Origin of the sequence: Streptomyces flavofungini, from assembly GCF_014650815.1 — a bacterium.
Classification (GTDB): Bacteria; Actinomycetota; Actinomycetes; order Streptomycetales; family Streptomycetaceae; genus Streptomyces; species Streptomyces flavofungini.
Genome location: NZ_BMVR01000032.1, coordinates 1 through 22,703, shown reverse-complemented (window position 1 = coordinate 22,703; position 22,703 = coordinate 1). Strand labels below are relative to the sequence as shown.

Annotated in this window: 7 protein-coding genes and 1 pseudogene; 7 read left to right on the top strand and 1 reads right to left on the bottom strand. The window is 75.3% G+C overall.

Annotation, left to right across the window (positions count from 1 at the left end):
• Positions 1-511 precede the first annotated feature (511 nt).
• The 7 genes and pseudogenes from IE274_RS38510 (at position 512) to IE274_RS38480 (ending at position 21,711) form a co-directional block, all read left to right on the top strand.
• On the top strand, positions 512-1,399 hold the full coding sequence (locus IE274_RS38510; RefSeq protein WP_190120607.1) for a hypothetical protein: 888 nt from the start codon (positions 512-514) through the stop codon (positions 1,397-1,399).
• A 324-nt stretch (positions 1,400-1,723) separates the two neighbouring features.
• Entirely contained in the window at positions 1,724-2,425 is a 702-nt protein-coding gene (locus tag IE274_RS38505) for a sigma-70 family RNA polymerase sigma factor (RefSeq protein ID WP_229910111.1), read from the top strand.
• Positions 2,426-3,227: 802 nt separating this feature from the next.
• Positions 3,228-4,391: a cytochrome P450 gene (locus tag IE274_RS38500; protein ID WP_229910110.1), complete on the top strand. Its 1,164-nt coding sequence runs from the start codon at positions 3,228-3,230 to the stop codon at positions 4,389-4,391.
• 106 nt (positions 4,392-4,497) lie between these two features.
• Entirely contained in the window at positions 4,498-13,158 is an 8,661-nt protein-coding gene (locus IE274_RS38495; protein ID WP_190120606.1) for a type I polyketide synthase, read from the top strand.
• Between the two features lie 91 nt (positions 13,159-13,249).
• A pseudogene (locus IE274_RS38490) lies at positions 13,250-19,717 on the top strand (type I polyketide synthase); the annotation flags it as partial.
• 18 nt (positions 19,718-19,735) lie between these two features.
• A complete protein-coding gene (locus tag IE274_RS38485; RefSeq protein ID WP_190120604.1) occupies positions 19,736-20,521 on the top strand; it encodes a thioesterase II family protein in 786 nt (261 codons plus the stop codon).
• Positions 20,518-21,711 (top strand): alpha-hydroxy-acid oxidizing protein, encoded by a 1,194-nt coding sequence (locus tag IE274_RS38480; protein WP_190120603.1) that lies wholly within the window; start codon positions 20,518-20,520, stop codon positions 21,709-21,711. The genes IE274_RS38485 and IE274_RS38480 overlap by 4 nt, the downstream gene beginning before the upstream one ends.
• Positions 21,712-21,777: 66 nt before the next feature.
• Here IE274_RS38480 and IE274_RS38475 read toward each other — a convergent pair.
• A partial coding sequence (locus IE274_RS38475) for a thioesterase domain-containing protein (protein ID WP_229910109.1) occupies positions 21,778-22,703 on the bottom strand: 926 nt, incomplete at its 5' end.

The window sequence follows — 22,703 nt, the reverse complement described above, 5'->3', positions numbered from 1 at the left end:
CCGTCCAGGTGCGACCCAGCACCGTCCAGGTGCGACCCAGCACCGTCCAGGTGCGGCTGTGCCTCCGGCAGGGGCTGCGGCTCGGTGCTCTCCGGCTGCGACTGCAGTTCCGGATGCGGGTGCGGCTCCGGATGCGGATGCGGATGCGGATGCGGATGCGGGTGTGGTTTCGGCTCCGGATGCGGCTCCGCCGCCCCGTGTCCTATCCGCTCCGACCCGCGCCCCGCGTGCTCCGTCCCCACTCGGCCGCCCCCAGGAAGTCTCGTATGTGCTGATCAGTCCGCGCGCACGGCGGTGCCCGCTCCCGCGTCGCCGAGGGTCGTCGCCCAACGCGCTCCCGCAGGAGTCGGATCCGCGCCCTCCCGGGTTCCCGGGCGTCTTCGTGACCCCGGCCACACCCCTGGGCGCAACGCGCACCCGCCCCTGCCGCACCTGGCCTCACCCCGCCCCCGACGGAACATTCCGGACCCGCCCGTTGCCGCCGTGAGGCGGATGCAAGGATGAGGCCGCCATGACTGGGGGCCGAAGCTGTCGCGCGGTACGGGCTGCGGTGTTCGCGGCCGCCTGTGTGCTGCTCGCGGCCACGGGGCACGCCCTGATGTCGTCGGCGCCGCTGCCCTGGTGGGCGCTGCCCGGCGCGGGCGGCGTGACGTTCGCGGGTGCCTGGCTCCTCACCGGGCGCGAGCGCGGCGTCCTCGCCGTCACCACGGCGTCCGTCGTGGCGCAGGCCGCGCTGCACACCTGGTTCTCGCTGGTGCAGGCGATGACCCAGTCCTCGGCGAGCGGCGGCGCGTCGCTCGCCCAGCAGTGGGCGCGGCACCTGCTGTGCGGGGCGGGCGGTACGGGGATGCTGCCGGAGGCGGACGCGGTACGCGCCGTCACCGACGCGGGCCTCGCCGACCGGCTGCACGGACCTCCGCCGGGGCACACCCAGCACTCCATGGGCATGCAGGAGACCGTCGGTGCCGGGACCTCCGGGGCATCCGGGGCGGGCGGTGCCCATGCCTCCATGGGGCACGGCATGTCCGGCATGCACGACGCCTCAAGTGCCGCGCCGGGGACGGACTCCGGCATGCCCGATATGACCGGCATGGGCGGCATGCACTCCGGTCACGACATGGGCGGCATGTCACCTCTCGGCATGCTCGCCGCGCACCTCCTGGCCGCCCTTCTGTGCGGGCTCTGGCTCGCGTACGGCGAGCGCGCCGCGTTCCGCGTCGGCCGGGCCTTCGCGGGCTGGCTCGTCGCCCCGCTGCGGCTCGTCCTGCGCCTGCCGCGGCCCCCGCACCGGCCGCGGCTGCGCCCGCGGCGCGACTTCGGCGCCCGCAACGCGCGGCGCCTGCTCCTCGTCCACGCCATCACGTCCAGGGGTCCGCCCCTCGGGATCGCTGTCGTCTGACAGCCGGTTTCCCCCGACCCGCCACGGCAACGCACGGCGCTCGCCCGGCATCCGCACGGCACGGTACGGCTTCCTCTCGCACGCACGGCTCGGCGCCCCACGGCTCCGCGCCCCGTGCCGTCGTACCCCGCCGTCGAGCCGCGTACCGCCCGCGCGCGTCCCGCCACGTCACGCCCCACCGCGTCACGTCGCCGCACGCACGCCCTGAGCGCGTCGGGCACCGGCCCGCGCCGCCCTCAGCGCCGCCGGGCCGTACGACACCTCACCGGTCCCGCCCCCGGCGGCCGGATCCCGAACTCCCGGACTCCATAAGGACTTCAGGCGATGACTCCTGCCCTGACGGCACCCCCTGTCCAGACCCAGACACCGACCCAGCCCCTGACACCGGTCCAGGTCCAGGTCCAGACACCGGCCCTGACCAAGACACCCGCACCGGAAACCGCACCCACCCCCGCCCCCACCCGCCCCCGCACCCGCCGCACCGACGCCGCCGACGAACCCGTCACGCGGCTCGCTCTCGCCGCGCGTGACGGCGACCCCGAGGCCGTCGAGCGTTTCGTGCGGGCTCTGCACCGGGACGTCCTGCGCTACGTCGCGCACCTCAGCGCCGACCCGCAGGCCGCCGACGACCTCGCGCAGGACACGTTCCTGCGGGCGCTCGGCAGCCTGCACCGGTTCGAGGGGCGGTCGTCGGCGCGTACCTGGCTGCTCTCGATCGCGCGGCGCACCGTCGTCGACAGCCTGCGGCACGCGGCCGCGCGGCCCCGCCTTTCGGACCGCGACGACTGGCAGGCCGCCGCCGAGCAGGCTCAGCCGCGCGGTCTTCCCGGGTTCGACGACGGCATCGCGCTCGCCGAACTCCTCGACGGCATACCGGCCGAGCGGCGCGAGGCGTTCGTCCTCACCCAACTGCTCCAGCAGCCGTACGCGGAGGCGGCCGCCGCCATCGGCTGTCCCATCGGCACGGTCCGCTCCCGCGTCGCCCGGGCCCGCGCCACGCTCATCGAGGCGCTCGCCGCGGCCTGACGGAGACAGCTGAGCTGTCGGCACCATCCGGAGGGGGTCGCCGCCGCACCCGCGGCGGCGACCCCCTCCGCCGTCCACCACGAACCGCTGAATGAATATGCCGGAGTTCGCAGCGGAGAACATCCGAAGCCGGTTCTCATGAATGCGTCAAAGGCTTCCCGGCACTCGCTCATACGGAATTCGCGATTCGCCCGAGAGCAACCAGCCGGAGAGCAACTGAACGAGTGCCGCGCGCGTCAGGCCCGGCCCCACGCGCCTCTCGGCGCGGACCCCGTGGACCCCGTACCCGAGGACCGACAGCGCAGCCCGTCCCGTTGACAGGACAGCCGCGAGCGCACCCGCGACAGCACCTCGCCGACTACCCCCGCTGTCTCCCGTTCCCGGTTCACCGTTTCCCGGCCGGGAGGTATGTTCGAGCTCGGCCAGAAAGCTGGAAATCCGCGAACGGGCGCGGCAGCGGCCCTCTTTTCCCGGTACGGAATGGAGCGGGATTCACGGGGCCGACCGAGGCTTGCGCACAGTGAATTCGAGGTGAAGGGGGATAGGGCCGTGGCCGCCACCGCGCAATCGCGTCATGCTTCCCCTTCCGGCTTTCCGGCTCTTTCGGCGCACGCGTAACCGGCCTGCCCCCGCTGCGGGCCTCTTCGCGTCCGGACCGGTGCGCGGGGCGCCTGTCCGGCGGCCGTGACACCGCGGCACCCCGGCGTCGCGACACCGCGATAAGGCGTCGCGACACCGCGATAAACGGATCGCTGAATTCCGGATACCTGGCAGCCACCCACCAGGGGGAGGAGAGACCACCATGACGCAGTGCCCCTATCACCGGATGGGTCCGCTGCCGGACTTCTTCGAGCCGGGCGAGGAGGACGTGAAGCAGATCGTCACGTCGGCGGGCGACAAGATGTGGCTCGTGCGCGACTACGCGCTCAGCCGTCTCGTCCTCGCGGACAAGCGGTTCAGCAGAGCCGCCGCCGTGGCGCCGGGCGCCCCGATGTTCAACGACGCGCAGCCCGTGGCCGAGTCGATGGTGAGCATGGACGGCGCCGAGCACGCCCGCCTCCGCAGGACCGTCATCGGCGCGTTCACCGCCCGGAAGATGGCCGCGATGGCCCCGGGCATCACGGCGGTGACGGACCGCTGCCTGGACGCCCTGGAGGAGCGCGGTCCCGGCGCCGACCTCGTGGCGGGCCTCGCCGACCCGCTGCCGCTGGACGTGCTGTGCCAGCTCCTCGGCATCCCGCTGGACGACGGCGCGAAGTTCCGCGACTGGGTCGAGGTGCTCTTCGACATCTCGGCCAGCTCCCCGCAGGAGAAGGCCCGCAAGCGCCTCGAACTCAGCGGCTACATGGCCGACCTGCTCGCCACCAAGCGCCGCGCGCCCGCGGACGACCTGCTCTCCTCGCTGATCCAGGCGCAGGACCGGGGCGAGCTGACCCCGGGCGAGCTGATCACCCTCGGCCTGACCCTGCTGATGGCCGGCTACGAGACGACGGTCGGCCAGATCGCCCTCTCCGCGCACGTGCTGCTCTCCGACCCGGCCGGTTACCGCGACCTGGTCGAGCACCCCGAGCGCGTGGACGCGGCGGTCGAGGAGCTGATGCGCCTCACCCCCGCCACCCCCCTGAGCTTCTCCCGCGTCGCCACCGAGCCGGTGCGGCTCGGCAGCGTCCAGGTGCAGGCGGGCGAGGCCCTGATGGTGTCGCTCCTGAACGGCAACCGCGACGCCGAGGTCTACCCCGAGCCCGACCGCCTGGAACCCGAGGGCCGCGACTCGGTGCACCTCACGTTCGGCCACGGACTGCACCGCTGCCTCGGCGCACCGCTCGGCCGGATCCAGCTCCAGGTCGTCTTCCGCCGACTCGTCGAACGGTTCCCCGGACTGCGCTTCGCCGACGTCCCCGAGCCGGTGGTGTGGAAGGACGGCATGGGCACCCGCGGTCTCTCGCGCCTGCTCGTCGCCTGGTAGCCGCCGCGTAGTGGCCCGGTAGCCCGTCAGCCCATCGGTCGCGCGCCGCCCGCCCCCTGATGGCGGCTCTCCCAAGAACACCGCTTGACCTTCAGTGAGGAATGGCATGTCTGTTGACAACACCCGCAGCGATGCAGGGCTTGCCGGGGAACCCATAGCCGTCGTCGGGATGTCCTGCCGCTTCCCCGGCGCCCCCGACCCCGAGGCGTACTGGCGGCTGCTCGTGACCGGGCGGGACGCCGTCACCGACACGCCCGCCGAGCGCGCGGAGCTCGGCCTCGGCATCGAGCACGGACCGGCCGGCAAGGGTGCCTTCCTCGACGGGATCGACCGCTTCGACCCGGGCTTCTTCGCCATCCCGCCGCGCGAGGCGGCGATGATGGACCCGCAGCAGCGGCTCGTCCTCGAACTGGGCTGGGAGGCCCTGGAGCAGGCCGGGGTGGTCCCCGCCGGCCTCCAGGGCGGCGACACCGGCATCTTCCTCGGCGCCACCACCGGCGACTACGCCGACCTCGTGCACCGCTCCGCCGGTGACGGCAGCAACGTCACGCACCACTCCTTCACCGGCCTGGACCGCAGCCTCATCGCCAACCGCGTCTCGTACGTGCTCGGCCTGCGCGGCCCGAGCCTGACCGTCGACGCGGGCCAGGCCTCCTCCCTGGTCGCCGTGCACATGGCCTGCCAGTCGCTGCGCAACGGCGAGTCCGAGGTCGCCCTCGCGGGCGGCGTCGAGCTGCACCTGGCGCCCGAGAAGACCGCCCTGGCCCAGAAGTTCGGCGGCCTCTCCCCCGACGGCCGGTGCTACACCTTCGACGCCCGCGCCAACGGCTACGTACGCGGTGAGGGCGGCGCCGTCGTCGTCCTGAAGACGCTGCGGCGGGCCCTCGCCGACGGCGACCGCGTGCACGCCGTGCTGCGCGGCAGCGCCGTGAACAACGACGGCGGCGGCGCGGGCCTCACCGTCCCGCACGAGGACGCCCAGCGCGACCTGCTGCGCCGCGCCCACGAGCGGGCCGGGACCGCGCCCGCCGACGTCGGCTACGTCGAACTGCACGGCACCGGCACCCCCGTGGGCGACCCGGTCGAGGCCGCCGCACTCGGCGCCGTGCTCGGCGCCGCCCGCCCCGACGGCGAGCCGCTGCTCGTCGGCTCCGTGAAGACCAACATCGGACACCTGGGCGCCGCGGCCGGTATGGCCGGGCTCCTGAAGGTCGTCCTCTCCCTCACCCACGGCCGGCTGCCGCCGAGCCTGCACTACCGCTCGCCCAACCCCCGCATCCCGATGGCCGAGTTGAACCTGCGGGTGCAGGACGCGGTGGGCGACTGGCCCGGCGCGGGCGCACAACGGCTCGCCGGTGTCTCGTCGTTCAGCGTCGGCGGGACCAACTGCCATGTGGTGGTGTCCTCGGCGCCGGAGGGTGCCGAGGGCGCTGCGAGGGCGGAGGGCGCTGCGGATGCGGACTCCGAGGGTGCCGTCGCCGCCACCGCCGATGTGACGGATGGTCAGGACGCGGCGCCCGCCGTCTCCGCCTCCCTGCGCGGCGCCACCCTCCCCTGGCTCCTCTCCGGCCGCACCTCCGCCGCCGTGCGCGCCCAGGCCGAGCGGCTGCTCGCCCACCTGGAGAGCGGCACGGAGAGCGCCGGTGACATCGGGCTCTCGCTCGCCACCACGCGTACCGCCTTCAAGCACCGCGCCGTCCTCCTCGGTGCCGACCGCGACGAGCTGACCGCCGAGCTGGCCGCGCTCGCCGAGGGCCGCCGTTCGGCCACGCGGATCAGCGGGACCGCCACGGCGCGCGAGCGGGTCGTGTTCGTGTTCCCCGGCCAGGGCCCGCAGTGGACCGGCATGGCTGGCGACCTGCTCGACGCCTCCGAGGTGTTCCGGGCCCGGTTCGACGAGTGCGCGGCCGCGCTCGCGCCGCACATCGACTGGGACCTGGAGGCCGTGCTCCGGGACGCGCCCGGCGCGGCCTCCCTGGAGCGCGAGGACGTGGCCCAGCCCGCGCTGTTCGCCGTGATGGTGTCCCTCGCCGCCCTGTGGCAGTCGTTCGGTGTGCGGCCGGCCGCCGTCGTCGGGCACAGCAACGGCGAGATCAGCGCCGCCGTGGTCGCCGGGGCACTGTCCCTGGAGGACGGCGCGCGGGTGGTGGCGCGGTGGAGCAGGGCGATGCTGGCCGTCGTCGGCCGGGGCACGATGCTCTCGGTGCCGCTGCCGGTCGCCGAGGTCACGCCGCGCCTGTCCGCCTGGGAGGGCCGCCTGTTCGTCTCCGCGATCAACGGGCCCCGCCTATTCACGCTGTCCGGTGACGTCGAGGCGATCGAGGCGCTGCGGGCCGAGCTGGTCGCCGAGGGCGTACAGGCCCGGCGCGTCCCGATCGGCCTGGCGCCGCACTGCGCGTGGATGGAGGTGCTCCGCGAGGAGATCCTCGGCCTGCTGGCGCCGATCCGGCCGCGTACGCCGACGCTGCCGATGTACTCGACCATCACCGGCGCGCTCGTGGACGGGCCGGTGCTCGACGGCGCGTACTGGATGAGCAACCTCACCAGCACCGTGGACTTCGAGCGCACCGTCCGGGAACTCGCCCCCGAGACCGGCGCGTTCGTCGAGATCGCCCCGCACCCGGTGCTCGGCATGGCGCTGCGGCAGATCACGGAGGACGTCGGCTCGGACGCGGCCGTCGTCGGCACGCTGCGCCGCGGCGAGGACGGGCAGCGCCGCTTCCTGACCTCGCTGGCACAGCTCAACGCCAGTGGCGCGGAGGTGGATTGGCGTCCGGCGTTCCCCGCGGACGCGTCCGTCGTGGAGCTGCCGACGTACGCGTTCCAGCGGCGCGGCTACTGGCTGGAGGGCGTCGCGGGCACCACCGCGGCCCCGGCGGGGGAGGCCGCGCCCGCCACGGCGTCGGCCCCCGCCGACAACGGGCCGCGCGCGGACCTCGTACCGGCGGCGACGGCCGCGGCGTGCCGGGAGTCCGACGCCGCCAGGGCCGACGACGGGCCGGGGCTGCGCGGGCTGGGCCCGGAGGAGACCTTGGCGCGGGTCCTGGACCTGGTGCGCGCCGAGGCGGCCCTGGTGCTCGGCCACGACGGCGGCGACGACGTCGACCCCGAGAGCGCGTTCACCGACCTCGGCTTCGAGTCCGTGACCGCCGTGGAGATGCGCGACCGCCTGGTCGCGGCGACCGGCCTGAAGCTCCCGGCCACGCTCCTGTTCAACCACCCGACGCCGCGGCACCTCGCCGCCCGCGTCGCCGGGGAGATCCTCGGCACCACGTCCGCCCCGAAGGCGAGCGGGCGCAGGGCGGCCGTGCGGGGCGGTGCCGAGGATGACCCGATCGTGATCGTCTCCATGGCCTGCCGCTTCCCCGGCGGCGTGGCCTCGCCGGAGGACCTGTGGCAGCTCGTCCTCGACGGGCGCGACGCCATCTCGCCGTTCCCGGAGAACCGCGGCTGGCCGCTGGGCGCCCTGTTCGACGACGACCCGGACCGCGCGGGCCGCTCCTACGCCCGCGAGGGCGGGTTCCTGCACGACGCCGACCTGTTCGACGCGGAGTTCTTCGGCATCAGCCCGCGCGAGGCCACCGGCCTGGACCCGCAGCAGCGGCTGGTCCTGGAGACGGTGTGGGAGACCGTCGAGCGAAGCGGAATCGACCCCGCCGAGCTACGCGGCAGCGACACCGGCGTGTACGTCGGCGCCATGAAGCAGGACTACGGCCCCCGCCTGGACGCCGACGACGACACCGCGAGCGGCTATCTGCTCACCGGCAGCTTCACCAGCCTGGTCTCCGGCCGCGCCGCGTACACCTTCGGCCTCCAGGGTCCCGCCGTCACCGTCGACACCGCGTGCTCCTCCTCGCTCGTGGCCGTGCACATGGCCGCGCGGGCGCTGCGCGACGGCGAGTGCGACCTCGCGTTCGCGGGCGGCGTCACCGTGATGTCGAGCCCCGGAATGTTCACGGAGTTCAGCCGCCAGCGCGGCCTGTCCCCCGACGGGCGCTGCAAGGCGTTCGCCGACTCCGCCGACGGCACCGGCTGGGCCGAGGGCGCGGGCATGCTGATGCTGGAGCGCCTGTCCGACGCGCGCCGCCGCGGTCACGAGGTCCTCGCGGTCGTGCGCGGCTCCGCGCTCAGTCAGGACGGCGCCAGCAACGGTCTCACCGCCCCCAACGGCCTCTCCCAGGAGCGCGTCATCCTCGACGCGCTCGCGGGCGCGGACCTGACCGTCGCCGATGTGGACGTCGTCGAGGCGCACGGCACCGGCACCACCCTGGGCGACCCGATCGAGGCCCAGGCGCTGCTCGCCACGTACGGGCGGCGCGCGGGCGCCGTCGAGCCGCTGTACCTGGGCTCGCTGAAGTCCAACGTCGGCCACGCACAGGCCGCGGCGGGCGTCGGCGGTCTGATCAAGATGGTCCTCGCGATGCGGCACGGCGTGCTGCCGCGCACCCTGCACATCGACGCGCCCAGCAGCCACGTCGACTGGACGTCGGGCGCCGTCGCGCTCCTGACCGAGGCGCGCCCCTGGCCCGAGACCGGCCGGGCCCGGCGCGCGGGCATCTCCTCGTTCGGCATCAGCGGCACCAACGCCCACGTCATCGTGGAGCAGGCGCCCGCCGTGGAGCCCGCGCCGCGCGCCGCCGGGCCCGCGCCGGTCCCGGCCGCGCCGTGGCTGCTCTCGGGCCGCACCGGGGGCGCGCTGCGCGCCGGGGCGGCCCGGCTGCGGGACTTCGTCGCCGCGCACCCCGAGCGCGACCCCGCTGACATCGGCCTGTCGTTGATGTCCGCGCGCACCCGGTTCGCGCACACCGCGGCCGTCGTCGCCGAGGACCGCGAGGGCTTCCTGCGGGGCCTGGCCGCGCTCGCCGCGGGCGAGTCCGCCGCCGGGGTGCTGCACGGCCCGCCCGCCGTTCCCACCAAGGCGGTCACCGGCCGCGCCGGCAAGGGCGGGACGGCGTTCCTGTTCACCGGTCAGGGCAGTCAGCGCCTCGGCATGGGGCGTGAACTGTACGAGCACAGCCCGGCGTTCGCCGCCGCCCTCGACACGGTGTGCGCGCACCTCGACCCGCATCTGCCGCACGCGGTGCGGGACGTGGTGTTCGCGGCCGAGGGCAGCGACGAGGCGGCCCTGCTCGACCAGACGCTGTACACACAGGCGGCTCTGTTCGCCGTCGAGGTCGCGCTGTTCCGCCTCATGGAGCTCAGCGGCCTCCGCGCCGACTACCTCATCGGGCACTCCGTCGGCGAGCTGGCCGCCGCCCACGCCGCGGGCGTGCTGGGCCTCGCGGACGCCTGCGCGCTGGTCGCGGCCCGCGGCCGGCTGATGCAGGCCGCGCCGGACGGCGGCGCGATGGTCGCCGTCGAGGCCACGGAGGAGGAGGTCCGCGCGGCCCTGCCCAGGTACGCCGGGCGCCTGGACGTCGCCGCGCTCAACGGCCCCCTCGCCGCGGTCGTGGCCGGCGACGAGGGCGCCGCGCTCGCGCTGGCCGCCGCCTTCGAGGAGCAGGGCCGCCGCACCTCGCGCCTGAAGGTCAGCCACGCCTTCCACTCGCACCACATGGACGGCGTCCTCGACGAGTTCCGCGCGGTCGCCGCGGGCCTGACGTACGCCGCCCCGCGCATCCCCGTCGTCTCCAACCTCACCGGCGCCCTCGCCACCCCCGAGGAGCTGGCCTCGCCCGACTACTGGACGAGCCACCTGCGCGGCGCCGTCCGCTTCCAGGACGGCGTGCGGGTGCTGCACGAGGCGGGCGTCACCGCGTACGTGGAGCTGGGCCCGGACGCGGTGCTCGCCGCCATGGTCCGCAACTGTCTGGGCGAAGAGCGGGCCGAGGCCGCGGCGCCCGTCGCGGTGCTGCGCACGGGCAGGTCCGAGTCCCTGACCGTCGCCGCCGCGCTCGGCCACGCCGCGCTGCGCGGCGCCGCGCTCGACACCGCGCGCCTCTTCCCCGGCGCCGTGCGGACCGACCTGCCCACGTACGCGTTCCAGCGCGAGCGCTACTGGCTGACCGCGGCGGGCAACGCGCCCGCGCAGCACTCCACCGGGCACCCGCTGCTCGGTCAGGCCGTCGAACTTGCCGGTGGCCAGGGCTGGTTGTTCACCGGCGACATCGACCCGGACGCGCACCGGTGGCTGGCCGACCACACGCTCCTCGGCCAGCCCCTCCTGCCGGGCGCGGCCGTCGCCGAACTCGCCCTGTACGCGGGGCGCAAGTCCGGTGCGGAGCGCGTCGGCGACATCGCCCTGGAGCGGCCGCTGCCGCTGTCCGAGCCGATGGGCCTGCAGTTGATGGTGGGCCCGGCCGACGCGGACGGATCGCGCGCCTTCACGCTCTACGCCCGGCCCCGGGCCGCGGTGAAGGACGACTGGAAGCGGCACGCCGCCGGTGTCCTGGAGGTCGCCGGGCCCACCGCCGCCCCGGAGGGCTCCGCGGCCCTGGCCCTGTGGCCGCCGCTGGACGCGGCGCCGGTGCCCGTCGACGGCCGCTACGCCGAACTCGCCGAGCGCGGGTACGAGTACGGGCCCGCCTTCCAGGGGCTGCGGGCCATGTGGCGCCGGGGCGCCGAGGTGTACGCCGAGGTCGAGCTGCCCGCCGCGGCGCACGCACGCGGCTTCCAACTGCAACCGGCCGCGCTCGACTCCGCGCTGCAGGCCCTGGTCGGCGACGCGGGCACCCGACTTGTCGTGCCGTTCGCCTGGAGCGGCCTGACCCTGCACTCGCCCGGCGCGACCGCGCTGCGCGTCCGGATCCGGCGGCACGGAGAGGACTCCTGCTCCGTGCACATCGCCGACGAGACCGGTACGCCGGTTCTCGACGCCGAGACCCTCGTGGTGCGCGAGCTTCCGGCAGCGGCTCTCGCATCGGCCGCGTCGGCCGACGGGGCGGCCCTGTTCGCCCTGGACTGGGCCGAGCCGCGGACGCCGGGGGCGACCCCGGTGGGCACCTGGGCGGTCGTGGGACACGACCGCTCCCACCTGACGGACGCGGTCCGGGCCACGGGGGTGTCCGTGGACGCCTACCCCGACCTGGCCGGACTGCGCCGGGCGCTCGACGACGGGGCAGCGGTGCCGACCGTCGTCGTCGCCACCGGACCCGGGGGATCCGCCGCACCCAGCGGTTGCCCCACCAGCGAGCCCGTCACCAGCGGGCCCGCCACGACCGGTGGGCCCACCGAACCCGGTGGGCCCACCGCGGGGCCGGCCGCCGCCACCCGCGCGGCCCTCGCCCTGGCCCAGGCCTTCCTCGCCGACCCCCGCCTCACCGGCTCCCGGCTCGCCGTGGTGACCGAGCGGGCCGTCGCGGTCACCGCCGACGAGCGCGTCGACCTGGCCGCGGCCCCGGTGTGGGGCCTGCTGCGCTCCGCGCAGACGGAGCACCCCGGCCGCTTCACCCTCGTCGACACCGACGGGCGCCCCGAGTCCGGGCCCGGCGTGGTCCGCGCCGCCGCCGGTGCCGACCCCCAACTGGCGCTGCGTGCCGGGCGGGTGACGACACCGCTGCTGCGCAGGCACGAGCCGCGCACCGGCGCCGCCCCGGCCTTCGACGCCACCAGCCACGTCCTGATCACCGGTGGCCTCGGCACCCTGGGCCGCCTCCTGGCCCGGCACCTCGTCATGGAGCACGGCGTACGACGGCTCCTGCTGACCGGCCGCCGCGGCATGAGCACCCCGGGCGCCGAGGAGTTCGTGGCCTCCCTGCGGGCCGCCGGCGCCGAGGTACGGGTCGCGGCCTGCGACACGGCCGACCGGGCCGCGCTCGCCGGGGTCCTCGGCGCGATCCCGGCGGAGCACCCGCTGACGGGTGTGGTGCACGCTGCCGGTGTCCTCGACGACGCCGTCCTCGGCTCGCTCACCCCGGAGCGCCTGGACGCGGTCCTGCGGCCCAAGGCCGCGGGTGCCGCGCATCTGGACGAGCTGACGCGCGGTCTCGACCTGACGGCGTTCGTGCTGTTCTCGTCGTTCGCGGGCACGCTCGGCACCCCGGGCCAGGCCAACTACGCGGCGGCCAACGCCTACTTGGACGGCCTCGCACAGCGGCGCCGCGCCGAGGGGCGGCCCGCGCTGTCCGTGGCGTGGGGCCTGTGGGCGGACGAGTCGGCGCTGACCGGACACCTCGGCGAGGCCGACCTGCTGCGGCTGCGGCGGTCGGGCATCGGGACGCTGTCCGCCGAGGACGGGCTCGCCCTGTTCGACGCGGCGCTCGGTGACGGCGCGCCGGTCCTCACGGCCCTCGTGCTCGACCCGCGCGCCCTGGACCGGACGACCGCCCCCGCGGTCCTCAAGCACCTCGCCCCGCACCGGTCGGCGGCCGTGGCGCCCCCGCGGGACTCGGCGGCGGAACTGCGCGGGAAGCTGGGCCGGGCGCCCGAGCGCGAGCACCGGCACCTCGTGCTCCAGCTCGTCCGGGCGGAGGTCGCCGCGGTCCTCGGCCAGGAGCCGGGGCAGGTGCCGGCGGGCCGCCGCTTCCAGGACCTCGGCCTCACCTCGCTGAGCGCGGTGGAGCTCCGCAACCGGCTGCTCGCCGCGACCGGTGTCACGCTGCCGCCGACCCTGGTCTTCGACCATCCGACCCCCGGTTCCCTGGCGCAGTGGCTGCTCGGCGCGCTCACTCCCGAGCCCGCCGGGGCGTCCGTCACGACGGACGGGGCCGGTCCGCACGGCCTGCGGCACGCCCCGGTCGGCGGCGGCCCGTCCACGAGCGAAAGCCTCCTGGACGACATGGACACCGACGACTTGATCCGCCTGGCTCTGGGCGACAGTGAGACCTGACACGGCCCCAGCAGCGAGCTGTGGAGAAAGACACGGACGGAGGGACACGATGGCGTCCACATCGCCCCAGCAGGTCGTCGCCGCGCTGCGGGCCGCGCTGAAGGAGAACGAGCGGCTGAAGGCCGCGAACGCCCGCGCCGAGGAGCGCGCCGGGGAACCGATGGCGATCGTCGGCATGGGCTGCCGCTTCCCCGGCGGCGTCAGCTCACCGCAGGACCTGTGGCAGCTGGTCGCCGACGAGGTCGACGCGGTCGGCGCGTTCCCCACCGACCGCGGCTGGGACCTGTCCCACCTGTTCGACCCGGACCCCGACCACGCCGGCACCTCCTACGTCGAGCAGGGCGGATTCCTCTACGACGCCGCGCGGTTCGACCCCGAGTTCTTCGGCATCTCGCCGCGCGAGGCGCACGCGATCGACCCCCAGCAGCGGCTCCTCCTGGAGACCGCCTGGGAGGCCTTCGAGCACGCGGGCATCGACCCCACGACGCTGCGCGGCAGCCGCACCGGCGTGTTCGTCGGCACCATGTACGACGACTACGCGGCGCGCCTCTCCCCCGCCCCGGAGGAGTACGAGGCGTACCTGACCATCGGCAGCACCGGCAGTGTGGCCTCCGGCCGGATCTCGTACACCTTCGGTCTGCAGGGTCCGGCGATCACCGTCGACACGGCCTGCTCGTCGTCGCTCGTGGCGCTGCACCTGGCCGTCGACTCGCTGCGCCGCGGCGAGTGCTCGCTCGCCCTCGCGGGCGGCGCGACGCTGATGGCGACCCCCAACTCCTTCGTGGAGTTCAGCCGCCAGCGCGGCCTGTCCAAGGACGGCCGCTGCAAGTCCTTCGCGGCGGCCGCCGACGGCACCGCCTGGGCGGAGGGCGCGGGCCTGCTGCTCGTCGAGCGCCTCTCCGACGCCCGCCGCCTCGGCCACCCCGTCCTCGCGGTGGTGCGCGGCTCGGCCGTCAACCAGGACGGCGCGAGCAACGGCCTGACGGCGCCCAACGGCCCCGCCCAGGAAGCCCTGATCAAGCAGGCCCTGGCCGGTGCCGGTCTGAGCGGCGCCGACGTGGACCTCCTGGAGGCGCACGGCACCGGCACCCCGCTCGGGGACCCGCTGGAGGCGAACGCGCTGCTCGCCACGTACGGCGCGGCCCGCACCTCGGCCAACCCGCTGTACCTCGGCTCGCTGAAGTCGAACATCGGGCACGCCCAGGCGGCCGCCGGAGTCGGTGGCCTCATCAAGCTGACGATGGCGCTGCGGCACGGCGTGCTGCCCAAGACGCTGCACGTGGACGAGCCCAGCCCGAACGTCGACTGGTCCACGGGCACCCTGGAGCTGCTGACGGAGGCCAAGGCGTGGCCGCGGGTCGACCGCCCCCGGCGCGCGGCCGTGTCCTCCTTCGGCATCGGCGGCACCAACGCGCACGTCATCCTGGAGCAGGCCCCCGAGCCCGTCGAACGGCCCGCCGAGGAGCGGGCCGGCAAGTCGCTGCCCGCCGTGCCGCACGTCCTGTCGGCCGCCACCGAGGCCGCCCTGCGCGCCCAGGCCGACCGGCTGCACCAGCACCTGACGGCCGAGCCGTCGGTGACCGCCGACGGCCTCGCGCCGCTCGGCCTGTCCCTTGCCACCACGCGCGCCCACCTGGCGCACCGCGCGGTCCTGACGGCCGCCGACCGCGCGTCCCTGCTGACGCGGTTGCGCGCCCTCGCCGACGACGCGGCGGACCCCGAGGTCGTGCGCGGCAAGGCGGCCGAGGGCCGCACCGCGTTCCTGTTCGCCGGTCAGGGCTCTCAGCGTCCGGGCATGGGCAAGGACTTGTACGAGGCGTTCCCCGCGTACGCCGCGGCCTTCGACGCGGTGTGCGCGGTGGTCGACCCGCAGCTGGCCGAGCCGCTGGCCGAGGTGGTCCTCGCCGCCGAGGGCACGCCCACGGCCGACCTCCTGAACCGCACCGAGTACACCCAGCCCGCGCTGTTCGCCGTCGAGGTGGCGCTGTTCCGGCTCTTCGAGTCGTGGGGCATCCGCCCGGACGCGGTGCTCGGCCACTCGGTCGGCGCGTTCGCGGCCGTGCACGCGGCCGGGGTGCTCTCGCTGGCGGACGCCGCACAGCTGGCCGTCGCCCGCGGCCGGATCATGCAGCGACTGCCCGCGGGCGGCGCCATGGTGGCGCTGCGCACCTCCGAGGAGGAGGCGGTCGGGCTCCTCGCCGGGTATGCGGGCAAGGTGTCCCTCGCCGCCGTCAACGGCCCCGCCGCGACCGTGCTGTCCGGCGACAAGGAGGCGCTGGCCGCCGCCGTCAGGCCGTTCGAGGAGGCCGGTGGCAAGGCGACCAGGCTGAACGTCAGCCATGCCTTCCACTCCCCGCTGATGGAGCCGGCCCTCGCCGAGTTCCGCGCGCTCGCCGCGAGCCTGGAGTTCCGCTCCCCGGAGCTGACGGTCGTCTCGGACCTCACCGGGCGTGCCGTGGAGCCCGACGAACTCGCCGACCCCGACTACTGGGCGCGGCACCTGCTGAGCACCGTCCGCTTCCAGGACGGTGTGCGCGGCCTCGCCGCCGACGGCTGCGTCCGGTTCCTGGAGCTGGGCCCGTCCGGCGACCTCACCGCGATGGCCGCGGACTGCCTCGCCGGGCAGCGCACCGCGCACGAGCTGATCCCCTCGCTGCGCCGCCGCCACCCGGAGACCGGGACGCTGCTCACCGCGCTCGGCCGCACCCACACCAGCGGCGGCGACGTCGACTGGGCCGCGGTGTTCGCGGGCCACGGCGCGCACCGCGTCGAGCTGCCGACGTACGCCTTCCAGCGCCGCCCGTACTGGCTCGACAAGCGCGTCGTCCCCGGTGACGTGCGCTCGGCCGGTCTGGTCGCGCTCGACCATCCGACGCTGACGGCCGTCGCCGAACTCCCCGAGCCGGACGGCCTGTTGCTCACCGGCCGCCTCTCCCTGGCCACGCACGCGTGGCTGGCCGACCACAAGGTCGGCGACCAGGTCCTGGTGCCGGGCACGGCCCTGCTCGACCTGGCCGCGCGCTCCGCACGTGCGGCGGGCTGCGACGTCGTGGAAGAGCTGCTCCTGGAGGCGCCGCTGATCGTCGCCGAGGACACCGAGGTGCAGCTGCGGGTGTTCCTCTCGGCCCCGGACGCCACCGGCAGCCGTGCGGTGACGGTCCACTCGCGCCGCGAGGACGACACCGACCTCGGCGGCTGGCTGCGCAACGCCAGCGGCTCCGTCGCCGGGGCCACCGCCGAGGCGGCCCCGGCCGACCTCACGGTGTGGCCGCCGCAGGGCGCCGAGGAGCTGGCGGTCGCCCCCGACGACCTGTACGCCGACCTGGCCGCGAAGGGCCTGTCGTACGGCCCGGTGTTCCGTGGCGTCAAGGCGGTGTACCAGCGCGGCGACGAGGTGTTCGCCGAGGTGGCGCTGCCGGACGGCAAGCAGCCCGGCGCGGGCGGCTACGGCCTGCACCCGGCGCTGCTCGACGCGGCCCTGCACCCGTCGGCGGCCGGTGGCCTGACCGACAGTCCGGGCGGCAGGACGCTGCTGCCGTACGCCTGGAGCAACGCCCGCACCCTGGGCACCGCCGACGCCGCGCTGCGCGTGCGGCTGGCCCCGGCGGGCCGAAACGCGATCTCCGTGGACGTGGCCGACGCCGCGGGCAAGCCCGTGGCCGCCATCGGCTCGCTGGCGCTGCGCCCGGCCGCCACGGCCTCGGCGAGCGACCGCGACGGGCTGTACGTGCCGTCGTGGGAGGCCCTTTCGGAGCTGCCCGCCGCCGGCGACACGGAACTGTGGGCCGTCCTCGGCGACTTCGCGGACGAGGCGCCGCACGGCGTCGTCACGCGCCGCTTCGCCGATCAGGCGTCCTTGTCCGAGGCCCTGGACGAGGGCGAGGAGGCTCCCGAGGTCATCCTGCTGCCCGTCGCGGCGGGCCGCGCCGACGGGATACCGGACCCGGCGGCCGTCCGGGACTCCCTGCGGCACGTCCTGACGACCGCTCAACTCGTCCTCGCCGACGACCGCCTGTCGGCGACGCGCCTGGTGGCCGTCACGCGCGGCGCGGTCGCGGTGGACGCCGAGCAGCCGACCGGACGGCTCGGCCCGCGGTCCGTGTGGGGCCTGCTGCGGTCGGCGATCGCCGAGCACCCGGGCCGCTTCGCGCTCCTGGACGAGGACGGCACGGCCGGTTCCCGCGCGGCGCTCGCGGGCGCCGTCGCCGCCGCCGAGCCGCAGCTCGCGCTGCGCGGCGGCACCGCCTACCGCCCGGCCCTGAGCACCACGGCCCCGGGCAGCACGCTGCGCCCGCCGCCGAACGAGCCGAACTGGTACCTGGACTACGTCGCCAAGTCGTCGTTCGCGAACCTGTCCTTCGAGCCGTGGCCGGAGATCGCCGAACCGCTCAAGGAGGGCCAGATCCGGCTGCGCCTGCGCGCCGCCGGTCTGAACTTCCGTGAGGCGCTGCTCGCGCTCGGCGTCATCCACGCCTCCGTCGACGCGGACGCGTCCGACAACGGCGGTGGCGGCGAGGGCGCGGGAGTCGTCGTCGAGGTCGGCCCCGGCGTCACGGACCTCAAGCCCGGCGACCGCGTCATGGGCCTCATCAACGGCATCGGCCCGAACACGGTGACCGACCACCGCCTGGTGTGCCGGATCCCCGACGGCTGGTCGTTCCGGCAGGCCGCCGCGGTCCCGGTGACCTACCTGACCGCGTACTACGGCCTGGTGGACCTGGCCCGCCTCGGTGCGGGCGAGTCGGTCCTCGTCCACGCGGGCGCCGGCGGCGTCGGCACCGCGGCCGTCCAGATCGCCGAGCACCTGGGCGCGACCGTCTACGCGACGGCGAGCCGGGGCAAGTGGGACGCGCTGCGCGCCGCGGGCGTCGCCGAGGAGCGCATCGCCTCCTCCCGCACGCTCGACTTCGAGCAGTCCTTCCTCGGCGTCTCCGGCGGCCAGGGCGTCGACGTCGTCCTGAACTCCCTCGCGGGCGAGTTCGCCGACGCGTCGCTGCGCCTTCTCCCGCGCGGCGGCCGGTTCCTGGAGATGGGCAAGACGGACCGGCGCGACCCGGCCGAGGTCGGCGCCCGGCACCCGGGCGTCGACTACCGCGCGTACGACGTGCGCGAGCCCGGCCCGGACCGCATCCAGGGCATGCTCCAGGAACTCCTGGAGCTGTTCCTGCAGGGCGCCCTGCAGGCCCCGCCGATCTCGGTGTGGGACATCCGGCGCGCCCCCGACGCGTTCCGCTACCTGAGCGAGGCCCGGCACATCGGCAAGGTCGTCCTTGCCCTGTCCGACCCGGACGAGCCGTACGACACCACCCGCGCCGCCCTCGTCACCGGCGGTCTGGGCTGGCTCGGCCGTCTCGTCGCCCGGCACCTCGTGGCCGAGCACGGCGTGCGCAGCGTGGTCCTGATGGGCCGGGGCGCGCCGACGCAGGACGCGCGGCGCGACATCGACGAGCTGCGTGCGCGGGGCGTGGACGTGCGGGTGGTGGCGTGCGACGCGGCGGACCGGGACGCGCTGGCCGCGGCCCTGGCCGGTCTCGCGGCGGACGGCGTGCGCGTCGGCAGCGTCCTGCACGCGGCCGGTGTCCTGGACGACGGCATCCTCGCCGACCTGACCCCGGAGAGCCTGGACCGGTCGCTGCGCCCGAAGGTGGACGCGGCGCTCCACCTGCACGAGCTGACGGAGCACCTGGGCCTGGACGCGTTCGTGCTGTTCTCCTCGCTCGCGGGCACCATGGGCTCGCCCGCGCAGGGCGGTTACGCGGCGGGCAACTCCTTCCTCGACGGCCTCGTCGAGTACCGGCGGTCGATCGGCAGGCCCGGCGTGTCGATCGCGTGGGGTCTGTGGGAGGGCGTCGGCGGCATGGGCGCCGGGCTGACCGACACCGACCTCACCCGCCTGAGCCGTATCGGGGTGGCGCCGCTGACGCCGGAGCGGGGCCTCGAACTGCTCGACGCGGCGGTCCGCAGGGACGCCCCCGTGGCCGTGGCCGCCGCGTGGCACCTGGCGGGGCTGCGCGACCGGCTCGCGACCGGCGGCACCGTCCCCGCGCTGCTCGAGAACCTGGTCCCGGCCCCCGCCCGCGGGGCCGAGGCCGCCACGGCCGACGCCCCGGCGGCGAGCGCGGGCACCGGCGACCGGCTCCTGGACACGGTCCTGCAGGAGGTCGCGGCCGTCCTCGGCCACGCCTCCGGCGCGGTCGTCGACCCGCACGGCGCCTTCGACCAGATCGGGTTCGACTCGCTGACGGCGGTGGAGCTGCGCAACCGGCTCGGCGCCGCCACCGGTGTGAAACTGCCCGCCACCTTCATCTACGACTGGCCGACCACGACCGAGCTGGTGGCGCACCTGAAGGCGGAGCAGGGACGCGTCACAGGCGCCGCGGGGGCCGACGGCGCCGCCGCGCGCCCGGCGGATCCCGACCGGGGCCCGCAGGCCCTGCTCGACGGGATCACCCAGCTGGAGTCGGTGTTCGCCGAGGTCACCGGGGCTCAGCTCGGTGACGCGGTGCGCGACACCGTGACCGACCGTCTGACCGCCCTGCTGACCAAGCTCGGCTCTTGAGGAAGAGAACCCCATCACATGAGTCGCAAGAAATGGATTCGTACGTTCCATGCGAAGCCCGACGCCCGGGCCCGCCTGGTGTGCTTCCCGCACGCCGGGGGCCCCGCGCTCGCGTTCACCGCGCTGTCGGCGGCGCTGCCCGCTGACGTCGAGCTGCTGGCCGTGCAGTACCCGGGGCGGCAGGACCGCAGGGCCGAGCCGTTCGCCGAGGACGTGACGACGCTCGCGGCGGGTGTCGTGGACGCGCTCGCCGCGTTCGACGACCGTCCGCTGTTCCTGCTCGGGCACAGCTTCGGCGCGCTCGTGGCCTTCGAGTCGGCCCGTCTCCTCGAGGAGCGGGCCGGTCTGGCCCGGCTCTTCGCCTCGGCGGCGTGGCCGCCGTCGGCGGACTGGCGGGCGCACGCCGGCGGCGTGCACTCCGACGAGGAGCTCCTCGGCCACGTCCGGTGGCTCGGCGGCGTACCGGACGCCCTTCTCGACGACCCGGAGACGGTCGCCGAGATGACGCGCCTCCTGCGCGGCGACCAGGAGGTCCTCGGCCGCTACCAGGCCGCGGACGGCGCCGCCGTGACGGCCCCGCTGACGGTCCTGCTCGCGCGGGACGACCCGAAGAACACGGCCGGGCAGCTGGCCGACTGGGAGCGGCACACCACGGGCGAGTACGGCCTGGAGCTGCTGCCCGGCGGCCACTTCGCCCTGACCGAGCCCGGCCCGACGGTCGTCCCGCTGCTCACCCGCGTCATCCGCGAGGACCTGCGGCGGGCCGCGGCCACCGGCACGACCGGACAGGTGGTCGGCGCATGAGCGAGCAGACGGGGGCGCCGGGGGCGGCCCGTGCCGAGCTGGTCCGGCAGATCTACCTGGCCGGTATCTCCGGGCACAAGCCGGAGCTGTCCACGGACCTGACATCACTGGAGGAGGCGGCGCGCGCGGTCCTCGAACCGCACGCGTACGCCTACATCGCGGGCAACGCGGGCACCGGCACGACCGGCCGCGCCAACCGCGAGGCGTTCGAGCGGTGGCGGCTGCTGCCGCGGATGTGGACGGGGGTCAGCGAGCGGGACCTGTCGGTGACCCTGTTCGGGCAGCGCCTGGACGCGCCGGTGCTGCTCGCGCCGGTGGCCGCGCAGACGGTGGCGCACCCCGAGGGCGAGCTGGCCTCGGTCCGCGCCGCCGCCGACGTCGGTCTGCCGTTCGTCCTGTCGTCGGTCTCCTCGCACTCCATGGAGGACGTGGCGAAGGCGGCCGGGAGCGAGCCGCGCTGGTACCAGTTGTACTGGCCGAACGACCCGGCGGTGGCCGAGTCCCTGGTCCGTCGGGTCGAATCGGCCGGGTACGCGGCGATCGTGGTCACGGTGGACAACCCCGCCTTCGGCTACCGGCCCTGCGACATGGACACCGCGTACATCCCGTTCGTGCACGGCCACGGCATCGCCAACTTCACCAGCGACCCGGCCTTCCGAGCCGGGCTGCCGGAGGACGGCGGGCCGCTGGCGGCCGCCGGGCACTGGGCGAAGATCTCGTCCAACCCGGCGCTCACCTGGGACGATCTGCCGCGCCTGCGGTCGTGGACGACGCTGCCGATCCTCATCAAGGGCATCCAGCACCCGGACGACGCCCGCAAGGCGCTCGCGTCCGGCGCCAACGGTGTCGTGGTCTCCAACCACGGCGGCCGCCAGTTGGACGGCGGTGTGGCCGCGCTCGACGTGCTGCCCGCGGTGCGCGCGGCCCTCGGGCCCGACGTCCCGGTCCTGATGGACTCGGGCGTGCGCACGGGCACGGACGTGGTCAAGGCGCTCGCGCTCGGCGCGGACGCGATCCTGCTCGGCAGGCCGTACCTGTACGGTCTCGCGCTGGCCGGGCAGGCGGGGGTGGAGCACGTCCTGCGGTGCCTGCTCGCCGACCTGGACCTGGCGCTGGCCCTCACCGGGAGCCGGAGCGTCGCGGACATCACCCGGGACCTGGTGGTCCCGTCGGGGCCGCTCGCGCCCTAGGTGTGTTGTCCCGGAGGGGCGGGGCCGGACGGCCTCGCCCCTCCGTGGTGTCGTACGGCCCGCTCCCTACTCGCTGTCGAGGTGACGGCTGAGGACCCGGCAGATCTCCGCCGCGGGACGCGGCCGGCACATCCCCAGGTGCGTGGCGTGGACGTCGTGCTCCGCCACCGTTCCCTCGATGTACGCCGCCCACTGCGGTGCGTACGTCTCGTCGGGGTTCAGCGTCGCGTTGAAGAACACCGCGTCGCCTCGGTACGTCGGCTGCGTGTACGCCCTCATCATGTCGGTGTGCCGGACGGCGATGGCGGACGCGTTCCGCACGAGCGAGTTCCGCTCACCGTCCTCGGCCCCGTCGGCGGGGTCGCCGCCCTTCGGTGCCGTGTGCGGGATGTATCCGGCGAGCACGTCCGCCACCTCGGCCGTCTCCAGGGACGTGTGGTTCCGCGCGAACCACTCCGCGGGCACGCAGTCGAGGAGGCCGAGCAGTGCCACCTCGTGGCCGCGCGCCTGCAGTTCGCCCGCGAGGGCGTGCGCCAGGGTGCCGCCGATGGACAGGCCGACCAGCCGGAAGGGGCCCTGCGGCTGCACGGCGAGGATCTGCTCCAGGTAGTCGGCCACCATCTCGTCGATGGAGCCCGGCAGTTCGGAGCCGTCGAAGCCGCGCGCCTGGATGCCGTACACCGGCCGGTCGCCGAGCTGCGTGGCGAAGCCGAGGTAGACCCAGGAGAGGCCCACACCGGGGTGGACGAACCACAGGGGTCCCGCGTCGCCGTCGGTCTTCATCGGCAGGACCACGCCGAACGGGTCGGTGAGGCTGAACGACTCCTTGCCCGAGGTGAGGCAGTCGGCCATCTCCGCGACGGTGGCGTACTGGAACACGACGCGCATCGGGATCTCGACGCCGAGCACCGTACGGATCCGGCTGACGAGCCGGGTGGCGAGCAGGGAGTGGCCACCGACGGTGAAGAAGTTGTCGTCGACGCCGACCCGCT

Bases quoted from the DNA above. Each gene is read 5' to 3' on its own strand.
- IE274_RS38480 (WP_190120603.1), top strand. From the start codon at position 20,518: ATGAGCGAGCAGACGGGGGCGCCGGGGGCGGCCCGTGCCGAGCTGGTC.
- IE274_RS38505 (WP_229910111.1), top strand. From the start codon at position 1,724: ATGACTCCTGCCCTGACGGCACCCCCTGTCCAGACCCAGACACCGACC.
- IE274_RS38495 (WP_190120606.1), top strand. From the start codon at position 4,498: ATGTCTGTTGACAACACCCGCAGCGATGCAGGGCTTGCCGGGGAACCC.
- IE274_RS38485 (WP_190120604.1), top strand. From the start codon at position 19,736: ATGAGTCGCAAGAAATGGATTCGTACGTTCCATGCGAAGCCCGACGCC.
- IE274_RS38500 (WP_229910110.1), top strand. From the start codon at position 3,228: ATGACGCAGTGCCCCTATCACCGGATGGGTCCGCTGCCGGACTTCTTC.
- IE274_RS38510 (WP_190120607.1), top strand. From the start codon at position 512: ATGACTGGGGGCCGAAGCTGTCGCGCGGTACGGGCTGCGGTGTTCGCG.